Source organism: Psychrobacter sp. DM4, assembly GCF_051307035.1.
In the GTDB taxonomy this organism is placed as follows: domain Bacteria; phylum Pseudomonadota; class Gammaproteobacteria; order Pseudomonadales; family Moraxellaceae; genus Psychrobacter.
Genome location: NZ_CP195536.1, coordinates 934537 through 956176 on the forward strand (window position 1 = coordinate 934537; position 21640 = coordinate 956176).

At 43.9% G+C, this 21640-nt stretch carries 15 protein-coding genes and 2 tRNA genes; 14 read left to right on the forward strand and 3 right to left on the reverse strand.

Going from position 1 to position 21640, the window contains the following annotated elements; genetic code table 11:
• Positions 1-864, forward strand: a complete 864-nt coding sequence (locus ACR64G_RS04185) for a universal stress protein (RefSeq protein WP_435980269.1) — start codon at positions 1-3, stop codon at positions 862-864.
• Positions 865-950: 86 nt separating this feature from the next.
• Positions 951-1922: a glutathione S-transferase family protein gene (locus ACR64G_RS04190; protein WP_435980270.1), complete on the forward strand. Its 972-nt coding sequence runs from the start codon at positions 951-953 to the stop codon at positions 1920-1922.
• A 155-nt stretch (positions 1923-2077) separates the two neighbouring features.
• Here the strand turns inward: ACR64G_RS04190 and ACR64G_RS04195 are convergent.
• Positions 2078-2154 (reverse strand) — tRNA-Asp (locus tag ACR64G_RS04195).
• Between the two features lie 36 nt (positions 2155-2190).
• Positions 2191-2266: transfer RNA gene (locus tag ACR64G_RS04200), tRNA-Val, on the reverse strand.
• 454 nt (positions 2267-2720) lie between these two features.
• Between ACR64G_RS04200 and ACR64G_RS04205 the strand changes: the two genes are divergently transcribed.
• The 7 genes from ACR64G_RS04205 to ACR64G_RS04235 all read left to right on the forward strand — a co-directional run bounded on the left by ACR64G_RS04205 (position 2721) and on the right by ACR64G_RS04235 (position 12906).
• The gene (locus ACR64G_RS04205) at positions 2721-4361 is read left to right on the forward strand and encodes a cardiolipin synthase (protein WP_435980271.1); all 1641 of its coding nucleotides are present in this window, start codon (positions 2721-2723) and stop codon (positions 4359-4361) included.
• 93 nt (positions 4362-4454) lie between these two features.
• Positions 4455-5966 (forward strand): tetratricopeptide repeat protein, encoded by a 1512-nt coding sequence (locus ACR64G_RS04210; protein WP_435980272.1) that lies wholly within the window; start codon positions 4455-4457, stop codon positions 5964-5966.
• 126 nt (positions 5967-6092) lie between these two features.
• A complete protein-coding gene (locus ACR64G_RS04215) occupies positions 6093-7673 on the forward strand; it encodes a 3-deoxy-D-manno-octulosonic acid transferase (RefSeq protein WP_435980273.1) in 1581 nt (526 codons plus the stop codon).
• Between the two features lie 54 nt (positions 7674-7727).
• Positions 7728-8480 carry a 16S rRNA (uracil(1498)-N(3))-methyltransferase gene (locus tag ACR64G_RS04220; RefSeq protein ID WP_435980274.1) on the forward strand — a complete coding sequence of 251 codons (753 nt, stop codon included), beginning with the start codon at positions 7728-7730 and terminating at the stop codon, positions 8478-8480.
• Positions 8481-8748: 268 nt separating this feature from the next.
• Entirely contained in the window at positions 8749-9852 is a 1104-nt protein-coding gene (locus ACR64G_RS04225; RefSeq protein ID WP_435980275.1) for an extracellular solute-binding protein, read from the forward strand.
• 103 nt (positions 9853-9955) lie between these two features.
• Complete coding sequence (locus tag ACR64G_RS04230) at positions 9956-11608, forward strand: ABC transporter permease (protein ID WP_435980276.1); 1653 nt, start codon at positions 9956-9958, stop codon at positions 11606-11608.
• Between the two features lie 110 nt (positions 11609-11718).
• Entirely contained in the window at positions 11719-12906 is a 1188-nt protein-coding gene (locus ACR64G_RS04235) for an ABC transporter ATP-binding protein (protein ID WP_435980277.1), read from the forward strand.
• Between the two features lie 30 nt (positions 12907-12936).
• Here the strand turns inward: ACR64G_RS04235 and ACR64G_RS04240 are convergent, their stop codons facing one another.
• Complete coding sequence (locus ACR64G_RS04240) at positions 12937-13806, reverse strand: methyltransferase (protein WP_435980278.1); 870 nt, start codon at positions 13804-13806, stop codon at positions 12937-12939.
• Between the two features lie 263 nt (positions 13807-14069).
• On the opposite strand from ACR64G_RS04240, the gene ACR64G_RS04245 reads away from it, so the two are divergent.
• The 5 genes from ACR64G_RS04245 (at position 14070) to ACR64G_RS04265 (ending at position 21637) form a co-directional block, all read left to right on the forward strand.
• On the forward strand, positions 14070-15740 hold the full coding sequence (locus tag ACR64G_RS04245) for an alpha/beta hydrolase family protein (RefSeq protein ID WP_435980279.1): 1671 nt from the start codon (positions 14070-14072) through the stop codon (positions 15738-15740).
• A 434-nt stretch (positions 15741-16174) separates the two neighbouring features.
• Positions 16175-19015, forward strand: a complete 2841-nt coding sequence (gene gyrA / locus ACR64G_RS04250) for a DNA gyrase subunit A (protein WP_435980280.1) — start codon at positions 16175-16177, stop codon at positions 19013-19015.
• Between the two features lie 176 nt (positions 19016-19191).
• A complete protein-coding gene (locus tag ACR64G_RS04255) occupies positions 19192-19860 on the forward strand; it encodes a glutathione S-transferase (protein ID WP_435980281.1) in 669 nt (222 codons plus the stop codon).
• A gap of 761 nt (positions 19861-20621) precedes the next feature.
• Positions 20622-21290, forward strand: coding sequence for a glutathione S-transferase (locus tag ACR64G_RS04260; RefSeq protein WP_435980282.1), 669 nt, complete (start codon positions 20622-20624; stop codon positions 21288-21290).
• A 122-nt stretch (positions 21291-21412) separates the two neighbouring features.
• Positions 21413-21637, forward strand: coding sequence for a hypothetical protein (locus ACR64G_RS04265; protein ID WP_435980283.1), 225 nt, complete (start codon positions 21413-21415; stop codon positions 21635-21637).
• Positions 21638-21640 lie beyond the last annotated feature (3 nt).

Sequence of the window (21640 nt, forward strand, 5' to 3'; positions counted from 1 at the left end):
ATGATGATGACCGAACAGCATATTCTAGCTTGTATCGATGGCTCAGCAGTCACAGGGTCTATCAGTGACTATGCAGCGTGGTACGCTAGTCGCTTAAACCTACCGGTTGCACTGTTGAACGTGACTGAAGTACCAGCCTCCAAACGCCGCGACTTGTCTGGAGCAATAGGACTCGACAGTCGCCAAATTCTACTAGAAGAGTTGTCTCATTTAGATGAGCAGCGAGCGCGAGTTGTCAATAGTTATAGTAATGCGCTGGTGCAAGATGCCAAAAGCCATATACAAAGCAATTTTGGTGTTAAGGTCAAAGTTTATCAGCGCCGTGGTAAATTACTAGCTGCTATTGAACATTTCAAAGAAGACAATCGCGCTATCGTCATGGGACGACGCGGAGAGGACCACAAAAACGCTCGTATCAATATCGGTAGCCAGATAGAGACAGTGGCACGCGCTTCCAGCATACCGATTTTAATTTGTTCAGAAGTGTACAAAGAACCCACTTCTTACATGGTTGCTTTTGATGCGAGCAAAACGGCTATCAAAGCGGTCAGTCTAGTCGCCAAAAGTGAGCTGTTGAAAGGCTTGCTTGGGCATATTGTGATGATTGGTCACAACAATGATGAAGCAAAAGAGAGCTTAGTAGCGGCCGCCGAGCTACTGAACCAAGCTGGATTTGAGGTTGACACGCATCATTTACCAGAGACGGATGCGGTTAATGGTCTGCTCACCTTTCAAACTCAAAACAACATCGATGTCATTGTTATTGGCGCTTATGGACGATCTAAGTGGCAACAGCTGTTTCTAGGGAGTACAACGACAGAGATTATCGCTAGTACTGTATCACCTGTAATTTTGGTGCGTTGATAAAATAATTATTTATAAATGATGAGTAAGCACAAAAAATTAAAATTGAGCAGTATAGAACGATAACAATGATTAGGAGAGTGACATTGGGCTTATTGGTTGATGGCAAGTGGCAAGACAAATGGTACGATACTGACGCTAGTGGGGGTCGCTTTCAACGTGAAGCGTCAGGTTTTAGGAACTGGGTCACAGTAGATGGTAGCGCAGGACCCACAGGTACAGGCGGCTTCAAAGCTGAGCCTAACCGTTATCATTTGTACGTCTCTTTGGCTTGTCCTTGGGCGCATCGTACGACTATTTATCGTGCGCTCAAAGGGCTTGGTGACATGATATCATTATCTGTCGTACATCCCTTTATGGGCGATTGCGGTTGGACGTTCGCTGATGGCGTAGGGGTCATCGCTGATCCTATTAATCATGCCAAGTATGCGTATGAGATCTACACCGCTGCTCAGGCGGACTATACAGGGCGGGTAACGGTTCCTATCTTATGGGATAAAAAAACCCATACTATCGTCAGTAACGAATCCTCTGAAATCATTCGCATGTTTAACTCAGCGTTTGATGAGGTGGGTGCATTGCTCGTTGATTTTTTGCCAGCTGACAAAATAGATGAGATTAACGAAGTCAACGCTTTAGTATATTCTACGGTCAATAATGGGGTGTACAAGTCGGGCTTTGCCACAACGCAAGAGGCCTATGAAGAGGCAGTCGGAGCGCTGTTTGCAGCCTTGGATATAGTAGAGGCACGACTAGGAACTAGCCGTTATCTGATTGATGATAGCATCACTGAAGCCGATTGGCGCTTGTTTACCACCCTTATACGTTTTGATGCCGTTTATTTCAATCATTTTAAATGCAATCAACGCCGAATCATCGATTATCCTAATTTATGGGGCTATCTTAAAGATTTGTATCAAGTGCCGGGCGTCGCTCAAACGGTGAACGTGACTCATATCAAAGCGCACTATTATACAAGTCATGCCAATATCAATCCGACAGGTATCATCCCTATTGGGCCTGAGCTTAATTTTAACGAGCCACATCATCGAGATTAGTGTACATAAAAAAAGGGCTATCCAAATATATTATGGTCTGTGCAACAGACTCTAGATAGAATAATTCAAGAAATATAGGCAAACAGAAGCCACAAAAAAACCTCAAACAATCTAATGTTTGAGGCGAAACTTGAGCAAAACTTAAGTTTTAAATATGGCGCAGCGGACGGGACTCGAACCCGCGACCTCCGGCGTGACAGGCCGGCATTCTAACCAACTGAACTACCGCTGCTAAGGTCATCTAGCTTTTTTACCACAAGCTATTAAGTGGTGGGTGATGACGGGCTCGAACCGCCGACATTCTGCGTGTAAGGCAGACGCTCTACCAACTGAGCTAATCACCCTGAGCGAGGATACAACGAAGCACTGCTTCGTCCGAGCGCAAGAGAATTTACATTGTCGTAAATTCTAAAAGCCATGCATCCAAACTAGGTGTTACTGAAATCCTTTAAATAGGATTTTCTAGAAACTCTACTTCCAAACTAGGTATAAAACCCCCGAAAGTCTTAACATCCAAAGTTGTCACCCTTTGAATAACTTCCCACAACTTAGAACCAATCAAAGCCCCTTGCTGTGGGTGTGTATTATATAGACTTAACGAGGTCTGTCAAATATTATTTTGCGCAATTTAGATAATCTTTAGAAATTTTGCATAACAGATTATAGGCTAAGACGGATCAGCAGAATTTAAATGCTATGAGTACAGGTCTGCTTTTGTACTACTAACAAAAATGATTATAATGTCGCAGGTTATGTTTCTTTATATTTGATGACTTATATAGATAGATCTATACTGGATTGACGGAGGTAGATATAGACGCTTTGGACATAGAGCAGCAATTTGCCACGTGGTCTTGGGGTGACTTTGCAGGACTTGGGTTATTACTACATATTATTCTTATGATAGTCATGACTTTGCGCATCGTATCGGTACAGCGTAATATTGGCGTGTCGATCGCGTGGATCGTTGTACTCTATACCTTGCCTGTGGTTGGATTGATCGCCTATATTTTGCTTGGTGAGCCGATGATCGGACGTCGCTATCGTCAGCGTTTAGATCAGGCCCGTGGTCTTATGAACGATATGGCCAAGCGTGAACGTTTAATCTTTGATCAAGGTCAAGATTTGCTACCTACTCACTACCGCGGTGTTAGTCAAATCGGGACACGTTGGACCGGCTTTGGGGTATTTGCCAAGCATCAAATGCAATTACTGACAGCGCCTCATTGTATCTTTGAGCGTTTAATCGCCGATATTGATAATGCGCGGCGTACTATTTTATTAGAGTTTTATATTATTTATCCAAAGGGTCAAGTGTTGGATGTGATACAAGCGCTGGCATTAGCGGCAAAGCGCGGCGTTGAGTGCCATATATTGGCTGATAGCGTGGGGAGTTTTAGGTTCTTTAATAGTCCTGAGCATAAACTGCTTGAGCGAGCGGGCGTATTCGTGCATCAGTCGCTACCAGTTGGGCTATTCAAAACTTTGTTTGTGCGCTCTGATCTACGCAATCATCGTAAGGTGGTCGCGATCGATGAATACATCGGTTATATCGGTAGTTTCAATCTAGTGGATCCAAAATTCTTTAAGCAAGACAAAGGGGTTGGTCAGTGGATCGATATCATGATGCGCATTGTCAGCGAGCAGCCCGTCAACATTGCAACGGCTATGGCAAAGGTTGTCGTCACAGATATCGGCGCTGAAAATAAATACAACCTAGATGTGCTCGATCAGCGAGTGAATAACTACACCCGTAAACTATATGTCATGTCGCCAACTATCAATGATATCAATAGCCGTATCAAAGTATTGGGAGCGAGCCTTGACCTTAGTGATGCTCCTGATACAGGGTCGACGTCCATTATCATCCCGCAGATGCCTGTCGTAGAGAATGTCACTGCGCAATTGATACCCTCAGCCCCACAAGTCACCGCCCATGTGATTTACAATACCCTAGTAACTGTTATCCACCGCGCTAATAAACGTATCCAAATAACGACGCCGTATTTCGTCCCTGACGAGGCGCTATCAGGCGCGCTGGCGACAGCCGCTAAGCGCGGGGTAGAGGTCACTCTGATTATTCCCAAAAAGGTAGATTCGTTCTTGGTGCAACATGCCTCACAAGCTTACTACCAAGAATTGCTTGAGTCAGGAGTCAATATTGCCTTGTTTGAAGGCGGTTTGTTACATGCCAAAACAGTGGTCATCGATGATGACTACTGTCTATTTGGTACCGTAAATATCGATATGCGTAGTTTTTATTTAAATATGGAGGTCAGTTTGGCGATTTACACTCCGCAAATGGTGGCGCAGGTTGCGAACTGTCAAGAGACTTATTTACAGGGCTGTCGCTTGTTGCCATTATCCGAATGGCAACGACGCTCAGGTCATAAGCGTTTATTCGACAATGTCGTACGCCTATTTAGTCCTTTATTGTAGTGGATTGAGTTTTACGATAAGGTAGGCTGGTCGTTTATTTGAAAATTCTTATTTGCTTGTTATCACTTTACCTTTTAAGGAAATACCTGCGTAATGTCTGCCTCACCTTTAACGCCTCTCGATTATATTGCTACAGGGTATTGGCAGGACTTCCTAGCGGGACGTCCTATCGCAGGCGGTCTAGCTTACGAGACAGAATTACAAAGCTGTAGGTTAGATGAGTCTTTGGATAGTTTGCAACGTATCGATACTTTGTTATCACAAATACGTCGTGAGCTAATAAAAGCGGATAGTTGGGATGAAGATAAAATAGTAGCAGATGAGCGTTATCGCAATTTTCTTATTTTTTTGGGATTTTATGCGGGGCGTGTTCTAGCGCTAGAGGGTCAGTATACAGCGCACTGGTATGGTCAGTTTGAGTTGCAAAAGCGTCATCCTAAGCTTGTATTAACGGTAGACGATTTTTATCAGCATATGGCCGTTGTTTATCGTCAGGATGATGACGCTATTAATAAGCCAAACGACTTATTTTTCGCTTTGGAGCCTTTAGGACTGCGCTTGTTCGGTCATATCGATCGTCCCTTTATAGCAGTGCAAGGCGGTAAAGTCGCAAGCGGGCTATACCAAGCGGTTAAAATGCGTTTGCCTCCTAATATGCATTTAGAGAGTACGCGTTTACCTAAAAATACTCTTGATCAAAATCTTAACGCTCAACCTTCTATAACAAGTCCGCAAATAGCTAGTGAGTACACTAAAAGTATCGAGCCAGATATCAATATCGCAAATAATTCAAACGTTAGTCAAAACTTAGAATTAGAACCAAAAAATACTCAAAATATAGCATTCGAGCACCTAGAAAAGCCATTTGCCACGGAAACAGATAGTCAGTCGTTAAACTCTAAGTTATCTAAAGAGAACGCTTCGCCGTCGCAATCGACAGTAGCGCCTGCTGAAGTGAGTCTAGAACCTGCCACACAAAAGCCACAAGCACCCAAAATATCCACTACGCCTGAGATCTTTGCTCAATTACTAAGAGAATTAGATGAGATCGAAGTCATACAGACCGCAGGTATGGATGATTACAACCGCGCACATAAGGTACTTGATCAGTTCGAGCAATATATCGCTAAGCAAAGCAAATCACGCCTTGAGGTTCAGTTTTCAGGGTCGCACAAGAGCGCTCGCCAAAAAGCCTTGTCTGTTTTGCAAACTTCAGCCCATGCTGGTAATAGCGCAGCGATGCTACGACTGGCAATGTATGAGTTGCTCTTTGAGGGTCTATCCAAGGATAAAGAGACAGGCATGGCATCAGGAGTGAGTTTGGTTGAGCAAGCAGCGCATAAAAACGACAGCCGAGCCCAACGTCTACTCAGTAAACTGTATTATCAAGGTGTTGGAGTGACGCAGGACGTTGACAAAGGTAAATACTGGCTAGAGCAAGCGGCGGATAATGGTCATAGTGAAGCTGCAAGTATCGTGAACCAGTGGCAGCAAGCAGATATGCTCATAACGACACAAAAACAAGAACAACATAGCATCAAGCGCTATCAATTATTAATTGGTGTGGTGGTTATTGTAGCGCTACTACTCATCATATTTGTTTAAGTCTATACAGCGTCGTGTCTAGTTCAAAGTTCTAGCTCAAAGTTGTCGTTACTACGATAAGTAAAATTCTATTACAACAAGCGCGCTCATCAAACTTCACGTTGTTTTTTTTATCTGAGCTATTCCATGCCATCTTCCCATCTTCCGTCTTCGAGTACAACAGAGCAATCCGTGCTGTCAAAAACGTGTCAGCCGCCTTTTTATTATCGACTCATCATCAGCTTACTAAAGCCTTTGTATCGCATGCAAGTCTGGCGACGCTCGCATAAAAATGATAATTACCAGCAAGAAGTGGCGCAGCGTTTTGGCAAGTGTTATCCGCCGCGCCCAGTATCTCAAGGCATTACTAGTCAAACTCATCTTGATAGAAATGGCAACAATATAAATAACCATCAATCGGTGATTTGGTGTCATGCCGTGTCTTTAGGTGAGACCAATACCGTCGCGCCACTGCTCGATGCCTTGCTCGCAAAGGGCTATCAGGTGTGGCTGACCAATACTACGCAGACAGGATTTGCACGGGGTGCTAGTCGCTTCGCTGAAGATATCGCAGCAGGTAGGCTGAGTCATAGTTATGTTCCTGTAGACACACCTGCGGTGATTGAGACGTTCTTATCACATGTACGGCCTATCACGGCTTTATTTATAGAGACGGAGCTATGGGCTAACATTCTAAGCAAACTGTCCGAACATAGGATACCTAGCATCTTAGTCAATGGTCGTCTGTCCGCATCATCTTTTAAGCGCTATCAAAAGATAGAATCGGTCAGCGCTAGCATGATGGAAAATCTAACCCTCATCATTGCGCAAGATGAAGAATCGGCCAAACGCTTTCGTCAGTTGGGCGCTTATAGCACAAAGATTCGGGTGGCAGGGTCGCTCAAATGGGTAATCAATACGCCACAAATTACCGCGAAAAATCCCAAAGTATCAGCTGTACTTGAAGAAAAGACGGCTAAAAATGTAGTCACGAAAGAGCCAAGAGTGAAGCAATCTCTAAACCCTATCAACGCCGAACCAAACGCCTTAGCGCGTCCGATTTGGGTAGCCGCGAGCACCCATAGTGGCGAAGAGACGACAGCCCTTAGCTTACATAAACGGCTGCTAGCAGTATCAGCGCTTAGCAATGCCTTGCTTATCATCGTACCCAGACATCCAGAGCGTTTTGATGACGTTGCTACGCTTATTAAAGAGTCAGAATTAACGCTGGCTCGGCGTAGTTTTGATGAACAAATCACGTCGCAGACCCAAATTTATCTAGCAGACAGTATGGGCGAGCTTATGCACTGGTATAAACTTGCTGATGTGGCATTGGTCGGTGGCTCTTTAGTTGATATCGGCGGACATAATCCAGTGGAACCTGCCAGCATTGGCACGCCAGTAATAATAGGACGCTACACGCAATCATGTCAGAGCGTGGTGGATAAGCTGGCGAGCGCTGGCGCGCTGTATCAACCTCATAATGACTATTATGTAGCCATCAAAAATAAAGTGCCAGAAATCTCTAAAGATGGCACCCACAACCAAGTCGAAGACGACAGCACACTGATTTATGAGCACTTAAAGCTATGGCTGAGTGATTCAGAGTTAGCATTAAAGGTAGGTAAGGCGGGCGAGAAAATGACGGTAGAGCAGCAGTCGGTTTTAACGCGGCAACTTACTATGATTGAAGCGATTATAGAAGAGTTTTCAGCGATAAAGGCTTGAATCATTTCTATGCTCAAACGCTCATAAATCAATTTACTGTAAACGGCATTTTATATGAACTGTATATTACTACCCGCCGCCAATATCACTTTGCCTACTGCGCAAATTGATGATGCCAAACATATTGAGCATATCAATAAAGTGCTTGGATTACAGATAGGGGATAGTCTGAAAATAGGGCAACTCGGCGGCAACCTCGGTAGCGCTATTATTGAGCGAATAGCGCCGCATCAGATTCAATTGTGCAAGGTCAAACTGACAGTTAAACCGCCACCTAAGCTTGATGTTACTGTAATTCTAGCATTACCACGTCCAAAGGTGTTGCGGCGCTTGATAATGGATATGACCGCCTTAGGGGTACGCGATATCGTGTTGATCAACAGCTACCGTACGCAAAAGAGTTATTGGCAAAGTCCGATGCTGAATCGTCTCGATGAGTTTGTGTTAGAAGGATTACAGCAGAGCGTCGATACTGTTGCGCCTAATATCAGTCTAGAAAAACGCTTTAAACCCTTTGTCGAGGACAAGCTTGCAGACTTAATCACTACAAGTGCTATTGTCGCGCACCCTTATAGTCAGTTGTCACTGACGCAATACAACCAAGCATCGTCGTCCAATGAGACTCATCTGCAACAGCCACTACCTTCTGTGGTCTGTATCGGTAGCGAAGGGGGCTGGATCGATTATGAGATTGAGCTACTCGCCAAACAAAGATGCCAAGCGGTCAACGTTGGGTTAAGAATATTGCGTACTGAAGCGGCGGTCAATGTGATTTTAGGGCAGTGGTTACTGGGTAGTCATTGCTAACAAATAGGGTTCAAAAGCCTACTATATATAACAATGAGTAAAGAAATTTATAGAGGGTTAGTTATGCTAAATAAATGTATTGATAATTAATCTCATTTAGATTAGTATGTTGTTTTCGGACTTATGAGTCCATTACACTTATTACTTGATATCTAAAAATAGTAGTTATTGATGCAAAGTATTTTACTAATATTTCTTAGCAAAAGTAGCTATTACAAAATCATTTATCCTAAAAAGCATCTATTATCATAGTACTGCGGAGAGAACCATGTCATCGAACGCTATTAGCACACCTTTAGCCAAAAAGATCCTACCTATTGCCGTATTTGGCGCTATGTTAGGGTTAGCAGGCTGCAACAATGCCTCTACTCCTGAGACTAACACTGATAGCGAAGCGGTTACCGATCCCTCCGAGAACACGGCTGTTAATAGCGATGAGCCTACGGTTACGATCTACTCGTCACGTAATGAGCAGCTGATTAAGCCGTTACTCGATCGCTATACCAAAGAGACAGGTATCGAGGTTGAGCTGGTGACTGATAAAGATGGCCCTCTCATGGCGCGCCTGCAAGCTGAAGGCAATAATACTCCTGCTGATATGCTACTAACCGTTGACGCAGGTAACTTGTGGCAAGCAGGACAGCAAGGTCTCTTACAACCGGTTGCATCAGAGATTCTAACTGCTAATGTTCCTGCCAAATATCGCGATCCAAAAGGTCAGTGGACCGGTTTGTCACTGCGCGCGCGTACTATATTCTATGATCCAAGCAAAATCGATGCCGAAGAACTGTCTACTTATGCTGATTTGGCTGATCCAAAATGGAGGGGCAAGTTATGTTTGCGTACCTCTAAAAAAGTCTATAACCAGTCTTTGGTCGCCAGCATGATAGAGCACTTAGGTGAAGCTGAAACTGAAGCGGTCATACGCGGCTGGGTGGATAACCTCGCCACTGATGTATTTAGTGATGATACGAGCCTGCTTGAAGCTATCGCAGCGGGTCAGTGTGAAGTCGGTATCGCAAACAGCTACTATTATGGTCGTCTACTCGATGAAAAGCCTGATTTCCCTGTTAATATATTCTGGGCTAATCAAGGTGACACCGGCACTCATGTCAATATATCTGGTGCAGGCGTAGTCGCAGGATCGGACAATCCAGATGGCGCGCTCAAATTGATGGAGTGGTTGTCATCTGATGAGGCGCAAGGTATCTATGCTAGTGCCGATAAAGAATATCCTGTAAAAGCAGGCGTTGATGAGTCAGATATGCTTAGATCTTGGGGTACGTTTAAACAAGATGATATCTATGTACAAAAATTCGGCGAGCTTCAAACTGGGGCTATTCAGATGATGGATAAAGCGGGTTATAAATAACAGCAAAAAATAAGAGCAAATAGAGATTATCGGTAATAAAAACACTCTCATCTAGCTTTATTTATATACAATAGAGATAGATGAGGACTATACCGAAAACGTCTTGCAAGGTAATACTATTAATAAATCAAATTTTAGCCAAAAGCGTGCTATCAACCGTGATTATACGGTTATACAGCATATTTTATCGAAATCAGTCTTAGGGCTGATTTCGTTGTTTATGCTGGTGCCGATTTTGATTGTACTGCTGTCATGGACGCAGCCAGTAGCTGATATTTGGACGCACATGGCGGACTACGTGCTGCCACAAGTCCTCAAAAACACTGCTATCTTGCTCGTCATGGTGACGGTACTCTCTGGTAGCATCGGGACGATATTAGCTTGGCTGACCAGCATGTACCGCTTCCCAGGGCAGCGGTTTTTTACTTGGGCACTGATGCTACCGCTTGCGATACCCGCTTATGTTTTGGCGTTTGTCACTGTAGGTATCGTTGATTTTAGTGGACCCTTACAGACTTTTTTAAGGGATACTGGATTGACCACTGCCATACCGTCTGTGCGCAATGTCTGGGGCGCAGGGTTAATACTGTCACTGGCCTTTTATCCTTATGTATATCTGCTTGCGCGTCAGGCTTTTTTGTCGCAAGGACGCCGCGCTATTGAAGCGGGTCAAATGCTAGGGTTTAGCCGCAGTCGGGTGTTTTTCAGATTGGCATTGCCGCAAGCGCTGCCTTGGATCATTGGTGGTTTGCTACTCGCTTGTATGGAGACTTTAGCGGACTTTGGCGCGGTATCGGTTTTCAATGTCGATACCTTTACCACTGCCATCTACAAGGCATGGTTTGGGTTCTTTAGTTTAACGACCGCCGCCCAACTTGCAGCGTTATTAATTGGCGTGGTGTTTATTGTTGTGCTCTTTGAGCAGTATTGGCAAGCGCGGCGCGGTAATGTGGTGACTCAAGGTAGCAACCGACGCTTTGAAAGCAGTATTGTGAGCAAACTGGCTATGACGCTGTTTTGTACGACTGTCTTTTTGATTGCATTTTTGATCCCGTTTTTGCAGCTGATCTATTGGACCGCGATAAATTATCAAGAGGATTTTGACGCACGCTACATCGATTTTGTGACCAATAGCTTAATGATTGCTAGCATGACTACTTTGCTTATTGCCTTTTTTGCCATTATTATCGCTTGGATCAAACGTCAATATCCTGACAAAACCACCAAGCTATTGACTACTTTAGCTAACCTAGGTTACGTCGTGCCCGGTACTGTGTTAGCCGTAGGGGTATTTATCCCTATTGCTTGGCTCGATAATCAGCTCATCGCCTTCGGTATTACCTCAAAGCAGTTTCTATCAGGTAGTGTGATTGTCATGCTGCTGGCATTATCAACGCGATTTTTGACCGTTAGTTTTCAGCCTGTGGATCGCCAATTACAGCGCTTGACTGTCAATCAAGAGGCTGCGGCCAAATTGCTCAGTGATAGTCCACTACAACGATGGCGACGTGTGGTATTACCTGTACTCAGTCCTGGCGTCCTTACTGCGCTCCTTATGGGTTTCGTTGAAGTGATGAAAGAGATGCCGATCACCTTGATGACGCGCCGCCAAGGCTGGGATACTCTAGCGGTACGAGTGTTTGAGATGACCAGTGAAGGCATGTGGGCGCGGGCAGCGCTACCAAGTCTGCTCATTGTGCTGGTAGGTCTTATTCCCGTTTGGATACTCCTCAAACAAAGCGAAAAACAGGGTTAATATTTAAATCACTAAGCAGACCCTAATTTTGCACAGTATAAAACAATACAAAAACCCATCTCTAACCGCTGTTGCTCTCAATTATCTATCAATAGCTACTGGTGCCGTCTATGCCTACTGACCCAACTTACGATCAACCACATGCCAATAGCGCGACTAATGGCGACCCTTATCTGCAAGTGCAGGACTTGGTCGTTGGCTACGACGATTTTGTTGTCGTAAAAGACCTATCGCTTGAGCTGCAACAAGGTGAGATTGGCTGCTTTTTGGGTTATAGTGGCTGCGGCAAGACCACCGCATTACGGGCGATTGCCGGTTTAGAGCCGACTCGCGAGGGTATCATTAGCTTAAATGGTAAGCGTCTGACTAAGCAAACCGCGCGTACCTCTTTTGCAATCGCGCCAGCCAAACGCGGCATGGGTATGGTATTTCAGGACTATGCGTTATTTGGGCATCTAAGCGTCGCCAAAAATATCGCTTTTGGTCTCAATAAATGGTCAGCGGCAGACAGACGCGCGCGAGTAAACGAGATGCTCACCCTTGTTGAATTAACTGAGCATGCTGACAAGCGTCCCAACGAGCTCTCTGGTGGTCAACAGCAACGCGTGGCGCTAGCACGAGCTTTAGCGCCCAAGCCCAAACTACTATTACTCGATGAGCCGTTTTCAAACCTAGATGTTATGTTGCGTGAGTCGTTGGCTATGAGTGTGCGCGATATTTTAAAACGTACCAATACTACTGCGATATTAGTGACGCACGATCAAAACGAGGCATTTGCCATCGCGGATAAAGTTGGTGTTATGCATCGCGGCAAGCTCGTCCAGTGGGCAACGCCAAGTGAGTTGTATCATGAGCCAATCAGTCCCTTTGTCGCCGAATTCGTGGGCGAAGGGGCGATGATAGATGGCATTATAAAGGAAGGTCACGTTGAAACGGCGCTCGGTGATATTTATCGGCGCATGGAGGTCTATGATGAGATGGGACAATCGACATATTGTGAGTATGACTATCCTAATGGCACGCCTATCAAGGTACTGGTGCGACCTGACGATATCATCCATGATGATGAAAGCACACAGACGGCGCTCGTCGTAGGACGGGTGTTTCGTGGTGCCAACTACCTATATCGCTTGCAACTCGATGACGGTCAGACTATTTTGTCTTTAGTCCCAAGCCATCATAATCACGAAATTGGCTCACATATCGGTATTCTGCCTATACTTGAGCATGTGGTAGTATTCGATGAAAAAGAGATCAATGCTACGACGTGGTCAGAATATGACCGAGTAAATAGTTAATTGAGTGCTTTAATTTATAATAATAAATCGTTAAAGACGACGCGCTAAGATATGTAAGTAACGCCCCATATGCTTAAAGGGTTCTTGATTAGAATAGCGTAGCTCCATTCGTATCACATCTTCAGGATTGTTATGGCCGCCGCGTTTGAGCGGTGCATAATCGTGAAACACTCGCAAACCACTCTCTAACACTGTTTGATACTCATGCTGCTGTAGCCACGACTCTACCTCGACCTTGGCAACAGGGTAGTTGGGCGTCAGGCTTTTTTTATTATCTGCCTTGTAATCAGGGTTTTCTAATAAATTAAAATTACCCATAATCAGATTGCGATATACGAAGCTCGCTGGATTATAAAAGCACAAAGACAGTGCCCCGCAATCCGTTAAATGACGATCGAAGAAACGCATAATATCGCTAGGTTCTGCTAGCCATTCAAGCAAAGCATGACATAAAATTAAATCAAACTTATCCATCTTATTAATAGCAAGTTTATCTTCTAACTTCTGATAGGCGCAGGCGTGCCACGTTGTATTATCTAAAGTGTCCTGACAGGCTATACTGGCTTTAGCTTTATCTAGCATATTTGCGGAGATATCGTTAATCGCGACAGTATGACCTAACGCTGCCAGCTCAATCGCTATTTGCGCAAGTCCTGCACCTACATCCAAAATGCGTAAGGGTCGCTCAAGCGTTTTACTCATATCTTCTGCATATTCAAAGATATCACGCCGCAACACGGCCAGTCTAATATCCCCTTTTAGACCGCCATAGACCTTTTTGGCAAAATGATCAGCGATATCATCAAAGCTACGATCAGATCGCTTATCTTCTGACTCTTGCTCTACTGAACTTGTCGTTTGGTGGGTGTTATTTTGATAAGTCTGATCTTCAATCTGCATAAGGGTATGGTCTTGAGTTAATTAGTTTTTATTGTCTTATTGATAATTTAAAATATTATAAAGACAGGTAGCTACTAGAGTAGCTACTATTTACCCTAGTATTGAATCTAATATTATTAAAGTGAACGGCGAGGATATTATACCAGTAGCTTTTAACAGTGTTTTACGGTATAAATAGTTAGGCTCAAACATTTAGCCCTTACCACTTGACTGCCAAGGATTTCAGGCAATATTTTGCTTTAACTATGCTAAGGACAGCACACATGATTATAACCAAATCGACCTCTAACAATAAACCTATTACGACTCGTTGTATTTTATCAGTCGCTATTGCTAGCAGCTTGCTGCTAGTGGGTTGCGGCGATGATAATGACTTCGATGAAAAAGTAACAGACAACTCAGACATTAGCGTGAAGTCTATCAGTCAGTTTAATAAAGCGACGATAAATGCTGCTTTTAGCACAGGTGATTCTTCGACACCCGACGCTAAATGTGATATCAAAATAGAAAAAGTCAGCTACAAAACCAAAGGCGCTGCGGGTGAAGACGCTACTGCCACAGCGGCATTGATGTTACCTAGTGGTGATAGCGCTGACTGTCAGGGCGACCGTCCTATCTTGCTCTATGCGCATGGTACCACAACCGATAAAGCCTATGATTTTGCTCAAGTAGGCAACCCACAAAACTCAGCCGTTGGTGAGGCTACTCTTATTGCAGCAAACTTTGCTGCTCAAGGGTATATCGTCGTTGCTCCTAACTATGCAGGTTATGATGAGTCAGACCTAGATTACCACCCGTACTTGGTAGCCGAGCAGCAATCCACTGATATGATCGATGCGCTCGAGAGTGCACGCGATATCATAGACGATGAGCAAGATAACAACAATACCAATTATACAAGCATTGAGGACTCAGGTAAGCTGTTCGTTAGCGGCTACTCGCAGGGTGGACACGTCGCTATGGCAACCGCACGAGCGTTGGAGCAAGATGGCGAAACAGTGACTGCTATAGCGCCATTATCTGGACCCTACGCATTAGCTGCATTTGGTGATGCTATTTTTGCTGGTAATGTTAACCTTGGTGCCACTCGCTTTGCACCATTGCTAGCTATTGGTTTACAAAAAAAGTATCCAAATATATATAATAATACTTCTGAGATATTTAAAGATCAATATGCTAATACTAAATTACCGAATGTATTGAGCTTTGATCAGTTAGTAAACGCGAAAAAACTTCCTGAGTTTGCCTTGTTTGAAAGAAGTCCTAGCAACCCACTTTTAATCGCTCTACCACCATCTGAGTTACCTTTTGCACCATTGGGGTTTGATAATACTAGCTATCTTATAAAGACTGATTTTAGAGCAAATTTTGTCGCAGATGCGATTCAGAATCCTGACGGTTTAGTTCCAACGGTTATCAATGCTCTACCAGCAGCGAACCCACAAAACAACCTTCGTAAAGCGTTAAAGGATAACGACTTACGCGGTTACATACCAAAAATGCCAACACTTCTTTGTGGTGGTAATAATGATCCAACCGTGTTTTATGATTTAAATACAGGGTCTATGTCTGCTATATTGCAACAAGCAAGCGCTGCGCCATCTGTTAATTTAAACATTACAGTTCTGGATGTAGATGCGACCAATGATGATGACCGTGATCAAAATACAGTCACTTCAATCGGTAGTGCTATGAGTAATGCTTGGATGAGTACCGATACTATTGATAATATTCAAAATAGATTTGCCGCAAGTTTAACCGCTGTGCAGAATCGAGCTATATCAAATGCGACAGCAGCAGGGGTGACTGATTCTGTACTATTAGCGCAAGCTGCAGGCGCTGCGGTATTAGAAAACTATCACGGTGCTCTTGCGAGTACCGCTTGCACTCAAGCAACGCGTGAATTCTTCGAGCAAAACTTTAATCAATCTTAAAATAGTTCCTATTCTTGAAATTTGGCGAGCTCAAAAAAACTGTATCCAATCGGATGCAGTTTTTTACTTTATAAGCTAAATTACTACGTCAAAAACTGTCCTAAAGTATCAATGGTCAAGTCAGAAAAAGTCAAAAATATTCCTCTAAATTCTACCGCTCAAAATGACTGAAAATATTAGCCAAAATTTAGCGCTTTTGCTTGATTTTAATGACACTCAGATACCCCTAACGCCCTAAATTTATGCTAAAATAGCTTCTTTATTTAAACCTTAAAACTATCGTCATTTTCCTACTGTTTTGTACCATTCAAAGTGCTTTTTTATAGCCAGTTTTTATGAGTAATGACGCTTTTGGGCGTCTTACTTGTGTATAACGAGTGGCTGTTTGGACAAAAGCACAAACGGTAGTAGAGAATGCGAGTGAAGGAGTGTATATGAGCGACTCGATCAGTCCTATTGCCATCGTAGACGAGTTAAAGCAATCCTATTTGGATTATGCGATGAGCGTGATCGTCTCGCGCGCGCTACCTGATGTGCGTGATGGATTCAAGCCTGTGCATCGCCGCGTAATGTATGCGATGCATGTGCTATCAAACGACTATAACAAGGCTTACAAGAAGTCTGCACGTGTGGTCGGTGATGTCATTGGTAAATATCACCCGCATGGCGATAGCGCCGTCTATGACGCTATTGTGCGTATGGCACAGGACTTTAGCTTGCGTTATCCGATGGTGGATGGTCAAGGTAACTTTGGCTCAATCGATGATGATCCACCTGCGGCCATGCGTTATACCGAAGTACGCATGACCAAACTGACCCATCAGATGCTTGCTGACTTGGACAAAGATACTGTCGATTGGGAAGATAACTATGACGGCTCTGAGCGTATGCCAAGCGTGTTGCCAGCGCGTATTCCAAACTTGCTCGTTAACGGTGCAACTGGTATTGCGGTCGGTATGGCGACCAATATGGCACCGCATAATTTGACCGAAGTCATCAATGCCTGCCTCGCTTATGCCGATAATCCGCAAATATCAGCGGAAGAGCTGATGACGCATATCTCAGGTCCTGACTTTCCGACTGGTGGTATCATTTATGGCCGCGGTGGTATCTTGGATGCATATCGCACGGGCAAAGGCCGCTTGCATGTGCGTGGTCGTTATATCATCGAGCCGATGAGTGATACGGGCGTCAACCGTGATCGTGAGCGTATTGTATTTACCGAAGTGCCTTATCAGACCAATAAAGCCAAGCTGATTGAGCGTATCGCAGAGCTCGTCCGTGACAAAAAGATCGAAGGCATCACAGAGATTCGTGATGAGTCGGACAAAGACGGTATGCGCATCGCTATCGATTTGCGCCGCGGTGAGACGGCTGAAGTCATCGTTAATAATTTGTTTCTTCAAACGCCGCTTGAATCAAGTTTCAGTATCAATATGGTGGCGCTCGACAATGGTCAACCTAAACTGTTGACCTTGCGTCAGCTGATTGCCGCCTTTGTCCGTCATCGTCAAGAAGTGGTGACACGCCGTACTATTTATGAGCTGAACAAAGCACGCGTCCGTGGTCACCTGCTTGAGGGTTTAACGGTAGCACTTGCCAATATCGACGAAATTATCGCCACGATTAAAGCTTCTGCCAACCGCGGGGAAGCTCGCGAGAGCTTATTGGATAATACTTGGGGCTCAGGTAGCGTCGTTGCGATGCTTGCCGCCGCAGGTAGCCAGTCAGTACGTCCTGAATATATCGAAGGCGAAGATCCAAAAGCGCCGTTTGGATTGATCGATGGCTCGGTACAAGGCGAACAAAGTTACCGCTTATCGCTTGAGCAGGTCAATGCAATTTTGGATATGCAGTTGCATCGTTTGACGGGTCTTGAGCAGGATAAATTAACCGAAGAGTATCAAGATCTACTGCGTGAAATCGCCAATTTAGAATCTATCCTTGGTGATTTCGATAAGCTCATGACCATTATCTCTAATGAGATGATTGAGATTCGTGAAAACTTTGGAGATGAGCGCCGTACCGATATTATTGACTCGCGTACTGACTTTAACCGCGAAGATCTAATCCCTGAGCAAACAGTAGTTATGACGGTATCGCGTACAGGCTATGCCAAAACTCAGCCGATTGATGATTATGTCGCACAAAAACGCGGCGGTAAGGGCAAGTCTGCAACGGCGATGAAAGAAGACGACGTCATTGATCATTTAGTGGTGACGTCAACGCATGCGACTGTCTTGTGCTTCACCGATACGGGACGCGTCTTTAGTTTGCGTGGCTTTGAAGTACCTATCGCTAGTCGCGGCGCTCGCGGTCGTCCACTGGTTAATCTCATCGGTCTGACAGGTGATGAGACGGTTACAACGATATTGCCTATTCCGAAAATAGTCGAAGAATTATCCAAAACAGATAAGACCTTATTAGTTGATGATTCATCGGAAGATGGCAGTTCAGAAAGTAGCGCTCAAGCTGTACCGCCTTTTGTCTTCTTTGCCACCGCTAACGGTACGGTAAAGCGGGTTGAGCTTAAACAGTTTGCTAACATTCGCTCTAATGGCCTCATCGCTGTTGGATTAGAAGAGGGCGACAAGTTAGTCAGTGCTCGTATCACAAGCGGTAGCCAAGAGGTTATGTTGTTTGCCTCAAGTGGTAAGGCTATTCGTTTTGATGAAAATGATGCTCGCGCTATGGGTCGTACCGCAAAAGGCGTCCGCGGTATGCGTCTGAGTGATAGTGAGTTTATCAAATCATTAGTCGTTATCGAAGATGATGTGCGCGAGATTCTCATCGCTTGTGAAAACGGCTTTGGTAAGCGTACCTTTATTGATGAGTTCAATACGCAAAATCGCGGCGGTGGCGGCGTTATCGCTATCAAAACCAGTGCGCGTAATGGTGCTCTAGTTCGTGCGACTAAGGTTGAACCAGAAGACGATATTATCTTAATATCAGACAAAGGTACGCTAGTTCGTACGCCCGCCCGTCACATTGCAAGCTCAGGTCGTAATACACAAGGCGTCACTTTGATTCGTCTATCAAAAGATGAGAAACTCGTCGCTATGGCACGTGTTGAGCATGATGAGAGTGAGAATGCGCTCGTTGATGCCATGCGTGAAGATGGCACGTTTGATGTTGACGCTCAAGAGCAGATCGATATAGATGCTCAGACAGACAGCAGTGCTCATACTGACGTCAATGAGTCTATTGATATCGCAAACGACTATACCTTGGACAACGATGAGGTCAACGACAATGAGATTAACGACGAGGATTAATCCTTTGTAGTAACACTCTGAGTTGATAACACATTTTTATTTTTAACTTTCCAAAAACCTCTGGCGCTATCGTCAGGGTTTTTTAGTTTTTTGACAAGTAGCAGCATATTCACGCTATGACTACTGCAGCGTAATAGTCTATACTTCATTAACAATTCTTTATCTCTGGGATACTTATGCTACATTTGCATCATTTAGAAAACTCGCGCTCGTATCGTATCGTGTGGCTACTAGAAGAGCTGAATATTGACTACGAGCTGACTTGCTATGAGCGTACCAAGGCTTATTTAGCACCTAAAAGTCTCAAAAAAATCCATCCGCTAGGTCATGCACCTATTTTGGAGGTCGATGGTCGAGCCTTAGTTGAGTCAGGCTTTATCATTGAGTATTTGCTTAAACATTATGATAAAGAGCAACGTTTTAAACCTGCTGATGATAATGAATCAGCTTGGGAAGATTATACTTTTTGGATGCATTTTTCTGAAGCTTCAGCGATGCCTCCTTTGGTGATGCGCTTAGTATTTAATAAGATCGTAGAAAGATCGCCCTTGCTCATAAAACCGGTTGTCAAAGGTATTCAAAAGCAGGTTGAAAGTAGCATGATTGCAGATAGTATCGCTAATGTTTTGACTATGATGGAGCAGCAACTTAAGGACAATCTCTGGTTTGCAGGCGATACCTTTAGCGCTGCTGATATACAGATGTATTTTGTGGCCATTGCTGCCAAATCTCGTACCAAGTTAGGTAACGGTGATTACAAGAACGTAATCGATTGGCTAAAACGTTGTCAAGAGCGTGATGCCTTTGAACGAGCGGAAACCAAAGGGGGACGTATTAAGTTTTAGACTTCTATCTACAGAGTCTAAGCCTAATCAAACATACAAAAATAATTTAGATTGGCTATTGCAGCTGTTTTAACCTGCTACACTTAAAGATATATCAATATTATCGACCTTTGATTAGTGATCTTATACATCGATACGTACTAACTTTGGTCCTAAAAAATTCTAGTAAGAAGCCTCTGACGTTATCGTCGGGGGTTTTTAGTTTTTGAATGAGCTGTTTTTGTCAGATTATCATTAGGGTGTGTTTGATATTCGACCGTGGCACTGACAGAGACTATTTAGTATCGACTATATCAAGGATTATATGACGCGTCGCACGGATGATAGTCTGTACAGGTACAACGAGCCAAAAGTTAACAGTTTCCCGCCGCGCCGCCGCTTACAAAGTCAACGTATCAAAGGCGCACTAGCGGTCCATTGATTTCGCAAAATTAAAAAGTATCCGTAAAAGATAGATGAGTTATCACAGAAAATAGAAAACCTAAGCTAGATATCAGAGCGGATGAATTAAGGTCGTAAGCGTACTGCTAAAATATAAACTTTTAATGTAAAAAACCAAAGTTTTAAGAATCAAAGTGTTAAGCGTCAAAAAATACGCTATGATTAGTAACCACTGATTTTTGCTTTGCAGGGTGTCAACGACTTTACAATTATCCTGCTATTGATAATTAAAGATAACAGGATGCGCAGGTAGAAGCTTTACAATAACTCAAATTTATCATATTCATTTATTCATACTTTACTTATGACTAGGACGATTTATGTTGCACCTTCATCATTTAGAGAATTCACGTTCGCATCGCATCTTGTGGTTGCTTGAGGAGCTAAAGACCGACTATAAGCTCACTTGTTATGTACGTAATAAAGCTTACCGCGCGCCAGATAGTCTCAAACAGATACATCCTATAGGTCATGCGCCGATACTAGAAGTCGATGGACGCCCCTTAATTGAATCAGGATTCATTATCGAGTATTTGCTCAAGTATTATGACCCAGATCATAAGTTTAAACCTGCTGACGATGAAGAGACGGCATGGGAGGACTATACATTTTGGTTGCATTTTGCTGAAGCATCAGTCATGCCGCCATTGGTCATGCGTCTGGTATTTACCAAAGTCGTCGAGCAGTCTCCTATGCTCATCAAGCCTGTCAGCAAAAAAATTCGCGATCAAGTTGAAAAGAGCATGATCAGTAGCAGCTTGGATAAGATGCTAAAGATGATGGAGCAGCATCTAGAGGATAACAATTACTTCGCTGGTAGCGAGTTTAGTGCCGCCGATATTCAGATGCATCTAGCGGTGCTCGGTGCCAATGCGGGTAAGGGACTGGACAAAAGAAAATATGCCAATCTACTCAACTGGCTCAACCGCTGCGAAGAGCGCGATGCCTTTAAACGCGCTGAAAAAAAGGGCGGCCGTTTGAAGTTTTAGACTGTTTTGATTTCTAATACTTGTGGTTTTTAACACGACTTAAAGTAAGATATAGGGTGCGTTATCGATTAAAATATTGATAACGCACCCTATTTTTTTGACCCAACTATAAAGGTAATATGATGGCAGACCCAAAAAATATAAAAAATCCCTTTAATGAAGAGGATATCGTTCAGCAGCCAGTATCGATGAAAGCTTGGGGACAAAAGCTGATAGTTGCGCTGTTATGTGTAGCAAGCTTTTATGGGGGCTGGAAATCGTACGAGTCCAATATGGTTAATGAATGTTATGGCAGTGGTGGTCAAATCAGTGAGGGCGAGAGAACGCTATTATGTCAGCTGCCTTGATGT

Bases quoted from the DNA above. Each gene is read 5' to 3' on its own strand.
- ACR64G_RS04220 (WP_435980274.1), top strand. From the start codon at position 7,728: ATGAACTGTATATTACTACCCGCCGCCAATATCACTTTGCCTACTGCG.
- gyrA (WP_435980280.1), top strand. From the start codon at position 16,175: ATGAGCGACTCGATCAGTCCTATTGCCATCGTAGACGAGTTAAAGCAA.
- ACR64G_RS04240 (WP_435980278.1), bottom strand. From the start codon at position 13,806: ATGCAGATTGAAGATCAGACTTATCAAAATAACACCCACCAAACGACA.
- ACR64G_RS04255 (WP_435980281.1), top strand. From the start codon at position 19,192: ATGCTACATTTGCATCATTTAGAAAACTCGCGCTCGTATCGTATCGTG.
- ACR64G_RS04265 (WP_435980283.1), top strand. From the start codon at position 21,413: ATGGCAGACCCAAAAAATATAAAAAATCCCTTTAATGAAGAGGATATC.
- ACR64G_RS04225 (WP_435980275.1), top strand. From the start codon at position 8,749: ATGTCATCGAACGCTATTAGCACACCTTTAGCCAAAAAGATCCTACCT.
- ACR64G_RS04215 (WP_435980273.1), top strand. From the start codon at position 6,093: ATGCCATCTTCCCATCTTCCGTCTTCGAGTACAACAGAGCAATCCGTG.
- ACR64G_RS04185 (WP_435980269.1), top strand. From the start codon at position 1: ATGATGATGACCGAACAGCATATTCTAGCTTGTATCGATGGCTCAGCA.
- ACR64G_RS04245 (WP_435980279.1), top strand. From the start codon at position 14,070: ATGATTATAACCAAATCGACCTCTAACAATAAACCTATTACGACTCGT.
- ACR64G_RS04210 (WP_435980272.1), top strand. From the start codon at position 4,455: ATGTCTGCCTCACCTTTAACGCCTCTCGATTATATTGCTACAGGGTAT.
- ACR64G_RS04235 (WP_435980277.1), top strand. From the start codon at position 11,719: ATGCCTACTGACCCAACTTACGATCAACCACATGCCAATAGCGCGACT.
- ACR64G_RS04260 (WP_435980282.1), top strand. From the start codon at position 20,622: ATGTTGCACCTTCATCATTTAGAGAATTCACGTTCGCATCGCATCTTG.